The following is an 11,101-nucleotide window of genomic DNA, read 5'->3' as shown; positions in this document are numbered from 1 at the left end:
AGGAGCCACTTCTGCGCGACCGAACCCGACTATACAGGGTGAGAGGGCTGGCGTTTAGCTTTCCTTCACTGGAGCAAGTCGCCAGAGCAGTCTGTAGGACTGCGGCGGAGACTTGTGAAGTGACAGGAAAGCTGCCAGCCCGAATCCAACTAGGATGTGAGCAAAAGCTCATAATACATAAATAATTGACTAACATTCTAGCTCGGCGCAGTACAGCCGGGCTAGAGTGTTTTCATTCTTGGAAAAGAAGGGAATTTAAATGAGCAAGTTGTGAATTGAGGGATCAATTGAGAGTTCCTGATCGGCAAGTCACAAACGGGGCCTTTATTTGCAAGTAGCCCTTGTCCTACTTGCTAACGGGATCCTTATTTGAAACTAGACTCTGCTTAACTCGCAGACGGGGCCATCATTAGCAAGTAGCCGATGTCTTACTCGCAAACAGCGGCGCCATTCGCAAGTTGCCAATATCCTAGTTGCTAATACCAACGCTATAAGCAACTTGCCAAGGTATATGAGTAGAATCCCCCTCATTAGAAAGTGCGAGGTCATCATTCCAAGCAAAAAAGCCAGGAGAACTAGCTCAATGAGCTTGTTTTCCTGGCTTTTAGCTAGATTATATTTTTTATATATAGAGTTACTTGCTTTCTTCGCTAGCTTCTTCAGCTTCAGCCTGTTTTTTAGCGGCTTCTTGGTCATTCGAAGTTTGGAAGGTGTCTAGAGCATTCTTGAAGTCCTTGTCAGTAATTTTCACTTGGTATTTATCCAAGACATCTTTAAGCACTTGTTGGACTTGTTTAGGGTCATCCATCTTTTCTTTACGGAGTTGTTTTTCAAGTTTCTCCTTCTCCTCTTCGAAAGATCCCTTGTTGCCAACTTCGTCTACCTTGATAATGTGCCAGCCGTATTGACTTTTGACAGGTTCTTGGGTCATTTCACCGGCCTTGAGCTTGAAGGCAGGCTCTTCGAATTCTTTAACCATCATACCCTTAGTGACTTCTCCCAGGCTACCGCCTTCTTTGGCTGAGCCCTTGTCTTCAGAATTCTCTTCTGCTAATTTGGCGAAGTCGCCGCCCTCATTAATTTGTTTAATCAGGTCTTTAGCCTTGTCTTCGTCCTTGACCAGGATGTGGGAGACCTTACGAGGGGCTTCGTAGTTTTCATAGGCTTTCTTCACTTCGTCGTCAGAAACATTGATATTCTTAGAAATGGTTTCTGTTAATAGCTTGAAGTAGCGGAGGGCTTTCTTGTATTCATCCACACTGCTATAGCCATTAGCGGCAACGACTTCTTTGAACTTGTCCTCATTGCCATACTGGGCCACGAGTTTGACCGTATCGGCGTCCACTTCATCTTCGATTTCTTTAACCCGGTCCTTGCCTAGTTCATTTTCAAAGATTTCGCCGAAAACCAATTGTTGGACAGCGGCATTGCCGGCTGAAGCCTTAAGTTCTTTAACTAATTCATCTTCCGTTACCTCGATGCCTTCACCTTTGGCAATAACATTCTGGCCTGCTTCATTCTGGCTGGAGCAAGCGGCGAGGCTGAGGACTGCGGCGCAAGTAAGGGCGCCTAAGCTTAATTTTTTATTCCAATTCATGCGATGACTCCTTGATCAAAATTCTTTTTTTGTAGCTTAAATATAACATAAGTCGACTCATGCTGAGCAGTATTCTAGGATCCTTTAAAGAAATTTACTCTTTATCAGCTTGGAGTCTTTCTTCTAGGTCTTCTAGGCTCATTTGGGTCTGTTCAAGGTCCGCATTGATCTTGGCAAGTTTCTCCTGGATGGCATTGCGATGGGGAAGGGTAGAGGTTTGGAAGTCACGAATGGCTTCACTGAGGTCATCACGAGCGACTTTAGCCGTCGACAAACCTTGGTTAGCTAGGTCTGACAGGGCAATCTGAGTTTCGGCTAGACTGCCTTCCAGCTTCCGGGAAGCCGCGGTAATATCTTGGCTGTAGGCGCGTAACTTGCGTCGGTTCTCTTCACCAGTATTAGGGTTTTTGAGCAGGGCTGTGACACCGCCCAGAAGAGCACCGGTCAATAAACCTTTAAAAAAACTCATGGCCATCCTACACCTCAACCTTTTCATGGATGCGTTGGGCGAGTTTAGCGAGGTCTTCGTCCGTGTATTGGTCACCATTATCCGGCATGACAACTTTGAAGTCATCGCCATCGCGGCTATAGCGAGGGATCAGATGGATATGGGAGTGGAAGACACTTTGGTAAGCGACTTCTCCATTGTTATTGAGGATATTGACCCCCTGCATATCTGGCAAGGCAGCTTGAAGGGCTTGGACAACAATCGGAATACGACGGAAGATAGCGCCAGAATCCTTGATGTCATAGTCATAGATATCCTTAAGGTGCTTCTTAGGCACAATGAGGGTATGACCTTCCGTTACTTGGCTAGTGTCCAAGAAGGCAGTCACAACTTCATCTTCATAGACGATATTGGTCGGGATTTCCCCATTGGCTAACTTACAAAAGATACAATCAGTCATTTGATCCACCACTTTCAATTGTTAATTCGTATACTAGGCTCATTTTAGCATAATCTAGGGAATGGGACAATTGAAGCGCGACCCAGCAAGGCCCCTGTCTTAGCTAAAATTTTAAACTTTAAAGTTAAATTCACTAGCAAACTTTGATAAACTAGACTTAAATTGAAAAAAGAGGAGAGGACGACAAGAATGAGTCTCAGTGTCAAGCAGCTGACAGGCGGTTATCTCAACCGGCCCGTCATCCATAATATAAGTTTTGATATCCAAGCGGGGGAGATTATCGGCCTGATTGGCTTGAACGGGGCAGGCAAATCGACTCTGATCAAGCATATTATCGGCCTACTTAAAGCTCAGAGCGGAGAAATCCGTCTTAATGGCCAGACTTTGGAAGAAGATAACCGGGCTTATCGCCAGGCTTTCACCTATATTCCGGAGATGCCGATGATTTATGATGAGCTGACCCTGCGCGAACACCTGAATATGATTGGCCTCGCCTACCAGATCGAAAAGGGGGAAATTCTAGACCGAGCCATACCCATGTTGAAGACTTTCCGCCTGGATGAGAAACTCGATTGGATGCCCAAGCATTTCTCTAAGGGCATGCGGCAGAAATTGATGATTGTCTGTGCCATGATGGTTGAAGCTGACCTCTATATTATTGATGAACCCTTCCTGGGCTTGGACCCCTTAGCTACCCATGACTTTATCCAAATCCTGGAGGCCAAGCGGGAAGCTGGGGCCATGGTCTTGATGTCTACCCACGTTCTCGCCAATGCAGAATCTTATTGCGACCGCTTCCTCTTCCTCCATGAGGGCTATTTGCGCGCCCAGGGGAGCTTGGAAGACATCCGCCAGGTCTTCGGCCAAGAAGAGGCAAGCCTGGAAGAACTCTATATCCAACTGGCAAGGGAGGGTTAAATTTGAAAGAACTCTTCAAAAAACGTCAAGAAAAAGCCTTTCAAGATTTTCTCCACTACAGTCGCTATATCTTTAATGACCACTTTGTCATTGCCCTGATGTTCCTTGTTGGGGCCCTCTCACTCAATTATTCAACCTGGGTCCACCAACTCCAAGGCAGGGATCCAGTCGCAGATGGCATCCTGGTCCTAGCCTTTACCCTGCTGACTTGGGCAGGGGGGGTTAGGACCTATCTAAAGGAGGCGGATATCCAATTTCTCCTGCCCCTAGAAAGGGAATGGCGGTATTATTTTAAAGAAGCGTTCAAGTCCTCACTTCTTAAACAAGCTTTGCTGGCACCCCTGGTCTGCCTAGTCGCTTGGCCTTATCTTAAATGGGGCCAGCAGTGGACAGGCTGGGAAGTCTTAGCTCTCGGCGCAAGCTTTGTGCTTTTGAAGGCGGCGAGTCTGATGAGGGCAATCCGTGGCTTCCAGGACCAAGGCAAGCAAGCAAATGGGCTAGGCTTGGTATTCCCCCTCCTGACCTATCTCTTAGCCTTTACCTACCATCCTGCTTGGGCCTTGGGCTTGGCGACTCTTTTCTGTCTTTGGCAAGGCGGTCATTTGACTTGGGGCGACCGCTGGGATTGGCAGAGTCTCCTCGTGAGTGAAGGACAGAGTAAGCAAGCCATGACTGCCTTCCTGTCTTTATTCGTCGATTTAAAAGCAGGCAAAAAACAGACCAAGCGCCGGGCCTATCTCGATGGTTTGACCCTGCCCTTGACTAAGGCGCCTTCTGCCCATGCTTATCTCTATAGCCGCAGTTTTTGGCGGTCGACGGACCTCTTTCCTATCTGGCGGCGCTTGACCCTGCTGAGCCTCTTACTGGCCTTCACCCTTCCTAAACATCCTTTAAGCCTCTTCGTCTTCCTCCTCTTAAATTACGCTAGCCATTTCCAACTCTTACCCCTGGCTAGCCTCAAGCAGGGGCAGACTATGCTGAAGATTTACCCAGAAGCAGAAGAAGCAGGGCACCAGGCCTTCCAAAGCTTACTCTGGCAAGTGTACACATTCCAAGTGCTCGCTTTGAGTCTGGCTCTCTTCTTAGCAGGTTTTGGGCTTCTGGCTGCTTTCTACCTAGTGGCTGGTCTCATCTTAGAATTTCTTTTTATCCGTTTCTACTTATCGGCTAGGCTCCAAAAGAAAAAGACAGGACGTCGGCGCGGTAGAAAGAGCTAAAAGATCCAACGAAATGATTGACTATATGGAAAATAATGACTACAATAATGAATGCTTTAGTTTTTCTTTTTCGCTGTTTGGGAAAGGAAAATCATCTTAAAGAAAAAGGAGGGAACAGCATTGGAATATCAATTTGACAAGGAGTGGACCTTGCATCCGATTGGTGGGGATACGGGCCAGGCCTTCATGGGCACCCATAAGCAGGAACGTGTCTTCCTCAAGCGCAATTCTTCTCCTTTCCTTGCTGCTCTCTCCATGGAGGGAATTACGCCGCGCTTGATCTGGTCAAAACGGACCAGTACGGGAGACACCTTCTCGGCCCAAGAATGGCTGCGCGGCCACACCCTGACGGAACAAGAGATGCACCAAAGCCAGGTTATCAAGCTCATCCATCGCTACCAACACTCGGACCATCTCTATAAGATGCTAGTGAAGATTGGGGGCCAGGAATGGGGGTGCAGCGACTTTATCGCTGACTATGAAGACCAGCTCCACCACCACTTGGCTTCCCATAGCCTCTTGAATGAGGTTTTGACCTATTTAGAAGAGACCGCTCCCTTCATTAAGCAATCCCTTAAGACGGTTTGCCACGGCGACCTCAACCGTAAGAATTTCTTACTATCTGAACAGAACCGCCTCTACCTGGTCGACTGGGAATCGGTTCGGATTGCGGATCCCATCTCGGACTTGACCCAGGTTCTTGTTCAATATATCCCGAGTGAAGACTGGGAGAGCTGGTGGGAGCGCTATGGCCTCCAGGTGGATGAAAGTTCTTATCTGCGGATCGAGTGGTTTGCTTTAATTAATCTGTTACTCTTAATTAAGGAAAGCTACCGCAAGGATCGGCAAGTGGATGTCAATGAAGCAATTTTAAAATTGAGACATATTTACGATAACCGGTATTTCCAAGACCAGTATTAACTTTAGATCGGAATAGAAGCAGGCAGGTTCTTTTAGAGCGCTTGGCCCGCTTTTATTTTTGTCATTAAGAGAGGCTATAAGGCTAGCTTTTGTAGCTACTTAGATAGCATTTGAGAAATAGATCTAGGATTGAAAGAGATATAAGGAGGCGCACTATGCGTGTAAGACATAAACCTTGGGCAATCGATATGATTAAGGATTACCCTAATATTGTGATTCCAGAACCAGACCAGGCCCAGGGCAAGTGGGACCAGGTCTTTGACCGGGGCCAGCCCCTCCACGTGGAAGTGGGGACGGGCAAGGGACAATTCCTGATTGGTATGGCCAAGGCCCATCCAGAGATTAACTATGTAGGGATTGAGATGTATTCAGACGTCCTTGTCATGGCCTTGCAGAAGGTCTTGGATGAAGACCAAGCCTTGCCTAACCTGCGCTTTATCCGGTCAGATGGCCGTGAGATTTCCAACTTTTTTGAAGCCCGCAGCCTAGACCGTCTTTATTTGAATTTCTCTGATCCCTGGCCTAAGCGCCGCCACACCAAGCGCCGGTTGACCAGCCCTAATTTCTTAGCCCAGTACCAGGAAGTTCTCAAGCCAGAAGGGAAGATCCACTTCAAGACGGATAACCAGGGACTTTTTGAATATTCCTTGGCCAGTATGTCCCAATACGGCATGGCCTTCCGCCAAGTTTGGTTAGACCTCCATGCCAGTGATTTTGAAGGCAATATCATGACGGAGTATGAGGAGAAGTTTGCGGCTAAGGGCCAGCCGATTTATCGTTTGGAGGCTTACTATCCTCAACATGAAAGTTAAATAAAACACAAAAAAGTTCGGCGCATTTTAACTGCCGAACTTTTTTATTGATGCGGGAAGAGGCTGGTACAAAAGTTGCTGCTTCTTTTTAAGCCTGTTCCAAAAGTCAGGCCTGACATCCACTTCACGAACTATGTCCGATCGTTGGTCAACGATTGGAAATAGTTCGCGGACAGTTGCTATAGCTGTTCGACGCGTAGCGAGTTACAGATATAGTATGCATGAGCTGGTTCAGGCCTGAACGACTTTTGTCAGACTCTTTTCTTTGTTTTTAAACTTGGTAGAGGTCGATGATTTGACCGCTTTGGGCGTCTGCAATGAATTCATATTGGACTAAGTGGCCTTTTTCTTGGCGGGAGACGCCACCGAAGTAAAGCACTTGTTCTTGGCCGTAGCGTTCTTTCTTCAGGGGTTGGAGTTCAATCCAAGAGCCTTCAATCTCGCCATCCTGAGCTAAGAGGGCCTTGACTTCTTCAATCACGCTCTGACCGTCTACTTTGGCCCGTTCATTCTTGTCCCGGCTATCGATGTAGAGGGCAGTCGAGACAGCCCCAATGACAGCGCCACAGACGAATAGGGTACCAGCTAGGGCATAGGCCTTATTTTTTAAATTATCTTTTAAATCAAATACCAAAAGAAACACTCCTCTCTTCTATTAGTCCTATTATAGCAAGAAAAAGCTTAAATTAAAACGCTAACAGATGGAAAGTCTAGGAAAGCTGAAATTTGGCGAATTTCTTGAATAATTCCAGCCTATGATGGAGGGGCGTTGCCTTTTTTAGGTAAAAAGTATATAATTTGAAAGGAATGATCTGATGCTTTATATTGAGAAGGCTTGTCTAGTTTAGAAATTAACTAGACTATTTTTTCATCTAGGGATGAAGCCAAAGCAAGGCAGCAAGTGCTGCCAGTAAATGAAGAAAAGGAGCAAATTATTCATGTGGATCTGTTTTTACAATCCGAAGGGCGTCGGCGATGTCTTGATGGTGACACGCGGCCAATTACAAAAAGACCAAATTGCAACGGAAACTATTGCCGGGATTACGCGGATTTATAACAAAGAGACGGATAATACCATGGGCTATAACTTCCATTCCATCTCTGACTATATTAAATTAGAGGGCTCAGGCCAAGTTCGTTTGAGCGATGAGCAGCTCGATACCCTTAATCAATTGCTCTATGAGAAGGGCTTTGAAACAATCAGTACCAATAATGACCCAGCGATTGTGGTGGGCTATGTCAAGTCCTGCGTTGATCATGAGGATTCGGACCATCTCCATATTACGGAAACCCAGGTTGGCGAAGACCAAACTTATCAGATTGTCTGTGGGGCAGCCAATGTCCACCAAGACATGAAGGTAGTTGTGGCCTTGCCGGGTGCCGTGATGCCAGATGGATTGGTGATTTGGCCAAGCGAATTGCGCGGCGTGCAGAGTTCAGGTATGCTGTGTTCAGCTTATGAATTGGGCGTTGACCCTGAACATAAGCTCCAAGGCATTATTGAAATTAAAGACGATGTGCCAATTGGAACACCATTTTCAGAACTTGACCTATCAAGTTTAACGACCGATTAGAAGAGACCTAAGAAGCTAAGGAGGGGGAGCCTTGAAATGGAATGATGAACGGTTGAAGCGTGAGCGTGAAGAGCATTTTCAGCCCTTCTACCAAAAGAAGGACGACAAGCTCTTAGCCGATGACGTGAAGAAACCCTACTTTCCAAATTATATGAACTGGCGGTCTGACCTCAATGAGCAGAAGCGCGATCGTCAGCCACAGAATTATGAGAATTGGTGGACCCCTCAAAGCCATCAACAGGAAGCTAAACGCCAGCACCGCTTCGACCAGGCCCGCCAACAGCCGCTCAATAATTTACAAAGGCCAACTTCGAATCATCGCCGGCCCAATCGCCAACATGAGGGCCAGCAAGACTATGCCCTCTACCGGGATGAGGACCGGGAAGCTCGCTATGAGAAGATTCGGCGAGACTTGCGCGCTTACGAGAACTATCAATTCCGGCGGCCTTTTCGCCCCTCGGAAGTCCCTTCGATCCAGCAGAAGGCCCAGTCACATGCAGTCCAGAGCTCGGAAAAAAATGACCATGAACGAGACAAGAAGCGACGGCAGGGGAGGACCAAGGCCCAGTCAAATTCGGTTAGCCAGCAGCTAAGCAAAGCCAATGCTACGCGTAAGGCAGCTAGTCAGCCAGCTAAGTCGAGTGAACAGAAGCCGGCCCAGACCAAGCCACGTCAGGGGGGCCTTAACCGAGATTTTAAAGCGATTATGGCCCAAGAGCGACCACGCTACGCCAAGGGGAGTGTCTTTGCTGGCCTGAGCGATGAGGACAGTGAGCAGACCCCTTATTATTCGAAACACCAAGGAACAGGAGATAAGCATAACCATGAATAAAGAAACGATCTATCACTTCACAGGAATTAAGGGTTCAGGGATGAGTGCCCTGGCACTCGTTTTACACGGAGCAGGCTATAAGGTACAAGGCTCAGATGTGGAGACCTATTTCTTTACCCAACAAGGTTTAGAAGCGGCAGATATTCGTATCTTAGATTTCGATCCGAATAATATTCATGAAGGTATGGAAATTATCCTAGGCAACGCCTTCCCCGATGACCATCCTGAGGTGAAGAAGGCTGAGGCGCTCGGGTTAAAAGTTACCCGCTACCATAAGTTCTTAGGACAATTTATCAAGAATTATACCAGTGTGGCCATTACCGGCTCGCACGGCAAGACCTCAACCACTGGGCTCATGTCCCATGTCCTCTCCCTCAATGTTCCCAGCTCTTATCTAATTGGGGACGGCACAGGTTATGGCGATGAGCAGGCAGAATACTTTGTCCTAGAAGCGGATGAATACCGGGAACACTTCCTCGCCTATGAACCCGACTATGCTATCTTTACCAATATTGATTTCGACCATCCCGACTACTACCAAAATATTGAACAGGTTTTTGATGCTAATAGCCAGTTCGCTAACCAGGTGCAAAAGAAAGCCATCATGTACGGGGATGACCCTTATCTCCAACGATTAGCGGACAAGGACCATGTGCTCTACTACGGCATTGACGGGGACTATGATATTGTCGCCCATCATGTGGTCCGCGATACGACCGGCTGCCAATTTGATGTAGAAGTTCTAGGTGAGCATTACGGCCAGTTTCGGATCAAGGGCTGCGGGGAGCACAATATCCTCAATAGCCTGGCTGTAATTGGTTTCTGCTGTTTGGAAGAATTTCCAGCAGATAAGGTCCAAGAAGCCCTGTCAAGCTTTGCGGGCGTAAAACGACGCTTTAATGTGACGGAAGTGGCTGATATGACCCTGGTGGACGACTATGCTCACCATCCCTCAGAAATTAAAGCCACGCTAGACGCCGCCAAGCAGCGCTATCCTGATAAGCAAATCATTGCCGTCTTCCAGCCCCATACCTATAGCCGAACCCTGGCTTTAATGGATGAATTCGCTCAAGCCCTCGACCAAGCTGATGAAGTCTTCTTGTGTGAGATCTTCGCTTCAGCCCGCGAACAGGATACCCACCAAGTCTCCAGTGAAGACCTGGCTGCCAAAGTGACCAAGCCTGTGCAAATTCTTAACTTAGACGATATGGGACCACTCATGGGCTACCACAATGCCGTTGTCCTCTTCATGGGGGCAGGAGATGTGCCTAAGTATGGTCGAGCTTACGCTGAAGCCTTGAAATCACGTTAGAGACTGAGCCGTAAACTGTGCTGAAAGGAGCCAAGCAAGTGAAAAAGATTAGAAAAGCTGTTATTCCAGTGGCTGGTTTAGGGACCCGTTTTCTCCCCGCAACCAAGTCTATGGCCAAGGAAATTATTCCCGTTATGGATAAGCCAGCCGTTCAATTTGTCGTTGAAGAAGCCTTAGCAGCTGGCATTGAAGAAATTCTTGTGATTACCGGTCGTCACAAACGCTCGGTAGAAGACCACTTCGATGCTAATATTGAACTGGAAGAGAACTTGGAAGCCAAGGGCAAAGATGAACTCCTAGCCATGGTCCAAGATTCCACATTAGAGAACATCCAATTCAAACGCCAGCACTATCCTAAGGGCCTTGGCGATGCGGTTGCCCTAGCCGAATCCTTTGTGGGGGAAGAACCCTTCCTCTTGATGCTGAGTGATAACATTTTGGTGAGCGAAGAACCAGCTTCTCAAACCTTGATGGCTGCCTACAACAAGACCGGCAAGAGTTCTGTCTTAGTCCAAGAAATTGACAAAGAATTGACCCAACTTTATGGTATCCTAGATCCTGATCAAGAAGCTGAAGACGGCATGCTGCCAGCCCGGAATGTCGTTGAAAAGCCTCAGGACCAAGCCCCCAGCCAGTACGCCATCTGTGGCCGCTATGTCTTAGACCAAAGCATCTTCCGCGCCCTAGAAGGCCAAGAAGTCAATCCCCTATCAGGGGAAATTGAACTCAGTGATGCCCTCAGCCAAATCGCCCAAGACCAGGGCGTCAACGGCCTCATTTTTAACGGTGAATGGTACGAAGTCGGCGAACCCCTAGGCATGGTCAAAGCCAGCATCCAATACGCCCTCCGCCACAAACAAACCGGTCCCGAATTCAAAGACTACCTCAAAAACGAAATAATCCCTAAGTTAAAGGGTGAGAGGGAGCGCGGTTAGAAGTGGACCTCTGGAGCAAAGATCCAGAGAAGTCTGAAAGACTTCGGCGGATCTTTGTGAAGAGGAGCCACTTCT

12 protein-coding genes are annotated in these 11,101 nt (G+C 47.6%); 8 read left to right on the top strand and 4 right to left on the bottom strand.

All coding sequences use genetic code 11. The annotated features are described in order from the left end of the window. Window positions 1-634: 634 nt before the first annotated feature. The 3 genes from HMPREF2626_RS08310 to HMPREF2626_RS08300 form a co-directional block, all read right to left on the bottom strand. A complete protein-coding gene (locus HMPREF2626_RS08310) occupies window positions 635-1,597 on the bottom strand; it encodes a peptidylprolyl isomerase (RefSeq protein WP_070620030.1) in 963 nt (320 codons plus the stop codon). 94 nt (window positions 1,598-1,691) lie between these two features. Next, window positions 1,692-2,066, bottom strand: a complete 375-nt coding sequence (locus tag HMPREF2626_RS08305; RefSeq protein WP_070620070.1) for a YtxH domain-containing protein — start codon at window positions 2,064-2,066, stop codon at window positions 1,692-1,694. Between the two features lie 7 nt (window positions 2,067-2,073). Beyond that, window positions 2,074-2,505 (bottom strand): HIT family protein, encoded by a 432-nt coding sequence (locus tag HMPREF2626_RS08300; protein WP_067975213.1) that lies wholly within the window; start codon window positions 2,503-2,505, stop codon window positions 2,074-2,076. A gap of 189 nt (window positions 2,506-2,694) precedes the next feature. On the opposite strand from HMPREF2626_RS08300, the gene HMPREF2626_RS08295 reads away from it, so the two are divergent. The 4 genes from HMPREF2626_RS08295 (at window position 2,695) to trmB (ending at window position 6,373) form a co-directional block, all read left to right on the top strand. After that, window positions 2,695-3,423, top strand: a complete 729-nt coding sequence (locus HMPREF2626_RS08295) for an ABC transporter ATP-binding protein (RefSeq protein ID WP_070620026.1) — start codon at window positions 2,695-2,697, stop codon at window positions 3,421-3,423. Window positions 3,424-3,425: 2 nt separating this feature from the next. Continuing rightward, window positions 3,426-4,640: an ABC transporter permease gene (locus HMPREF2626_RS08290; protein ID WP_070620023.1), complete on the top strand. Its 1,215-nt coding sequence runs from the start codon at window positions 3,426-3,428 to the stop codon at window positions 4,638-4,640. Between the two features lie 120 nt (window positions 4,641-4,760). Beyond that, on the top strand, window positions 4,761-5,561 hold the full coding sequence (locus tag HMPREF2626_RS08285; RefSeq protein WP_070620020.1) for a phosphotransferase family protein: 801 nt from the start codon (window positions 4,761-4,763) through the stop codon (window positions 5,559-5,561). A gap of 155 nt (window positions 5,562-5,716) precedes the next feature. Next, window positions 5,717-6,373: a tRNA (guanosine(46)-N7)-methyltransferase TrmB gene (gene trmB, locus HMPREF2626_RS08280; protein ID WP_070620016.1), complete on the top strand. Its 657-nt coding sequence runs from the start codon at window positions 5,717-5,719 to the stop codon at window positions 6,371-6,373. Between the two features lie 271 nt (window positions 6,374-6,644). Here the strand turns inward: trmB and HMPREF2626_RS08275 are convergent, their stop codons facing one another. Beyond that, the gene (locus HMPREF2626_RS08275) at window positions 6,645-7,007 is read right to left on the bottom strand and encodes a hypothetical protein (protein WP_067975236.1); all 363 of its coding nucleotides are present in this window, start codon (window positions 7,005-7,007) and stop codon (window positions 6,645-6,647) included. Window positions 7,008-7,311: 304 nt separating this feature from the next. On the opposite strand from HMPREF2626_RS08275, the gene ytpR reads away from it, so the two are divergent. The 4 genes from ytpR to HMPREF2626_RS08255 are packed head-to-tail and all read left to right on the top strand — an operon-like array spanning window position 7,312 to window position 11,026. Next, window positions 7,312-7,947 (top strand): YtpR family tRNA-binding protein, encoded by a 636-nt coding sequence (ytpR, locus tag HMPREF2626_RS08270; RefSeq protein ID WP_070620012.1) that lies wholly within the window; start codon window positions 7,312-7,314, stop codon window positions 7,945-7,947. A 31-nt stretch (window positions 7,948-7,978) separates the two neighbouring features. Further along, window positions 7,979-8,779: a hypothetical protein gene (locus HMPREF2626_RS08265; protein WP_070620009.1), complete on the top strand. Its 801-nt coding sequence runs from the start codon at window positions 7,979-7,981 to the stop codon at window positions 8,777-8,779. Then, window positions 8,772-10,091, top strand: coding sequence for a UDP-N-acetylmuramate--L-alanine ligase (gene murC, locus HMPREF2626_RS08260; RefSeq protein ID WP_070620007.1), 1,320 nt, complete (start codon window positions 8,772-8,774; stop codon window positions 10,089-10,091). Before HMPREF2626_RS08265 ends, murC begins: the two co-directional genes overlap by 8 nt. A 38-nt stretch (window positions 10,092-10,129) precedes the next feature. Next, window positions 10,130-11,026 (top strand): UTP--glucose-1-phosphate uridylyltransferase, encoded by an 897-nt coding sequence (locus HMPREF2626_RS08255; RefSeq protein ID WP_070620004.1) that lies wholly within the window; start codon window positions 10,130-10,132, stop codon window positions 11,024-11,026. The last annotated feature ends 75 nt before the right edge of the window (window positions 11,027-11,101 follow it).

The sequence above is a fragment of the Aerococcus sp. HMSC062A02 genome, assembly GCF_001809535.1.
Taxonomy (GTDB): domain Bacteria; phylum Bacillota; class Bacilli; order Lactobacillales; family Aerococcaceae; genus Aerococcus.
Note: the sequence above shows the minus strand (reverse complement) of the source record. Positions and strands in the feature narration are given on the sequence as shown.

Excerpts from the sequence above, each read along its gene's own strand:
- HMPREF2626_RS08300 (WP_067975213.1), bottom strand. The coding sequence starts at position 2,505 with ATGACTGATTGTATCTTTTGTAAGTTAGCCAATGGGGAAATCCCGACC.
- murC (WP_070620007.1), top strand. The coding sequence starts at position 8,772 with ATGAATAAAGAAACGATCTATCACTTCACAGGAATTAAGGGTTCAGGG.
- HMPREF2626_RS08295 (WP_070620026.1), top strand. The coding sequence starts at position 2,695 with ATGAGTCTCAGTGTCAAGCAGCTGACAGGCGGTTATCTCAACCGGCCC.
- HMPREF2626_RS08310 (WP_070620030.1), bottom strand. The coding sequence starts at position 1,597 with ATGAATTGGAATAAAAAATTAAGCTTAGGCGCCCTTACTTGCGCCGCA.
- ytpR (WP_070620012.1), top strand. The coding sequence starts at position 7,312 with ATGTGGATCTGTTTTTACAATCCGAAGGGCGTCGGCGATGTCTTGATG.
- HMPREF2626_RS08305 (WP_070620070.1), bottom strand. The coding sequence starts at position 2,066 with ATGAGTTTTTTTAAAGGTTTATTGACCGGTGCTCTTCTGGGCGGTGTC.
- trmB (WP_070620016.1), top strand. The coding sequence starts at position 5,717 with ATGCGTGTAAGACATAAACCTTGGGCAATCGATATGATTAAGGATTAC.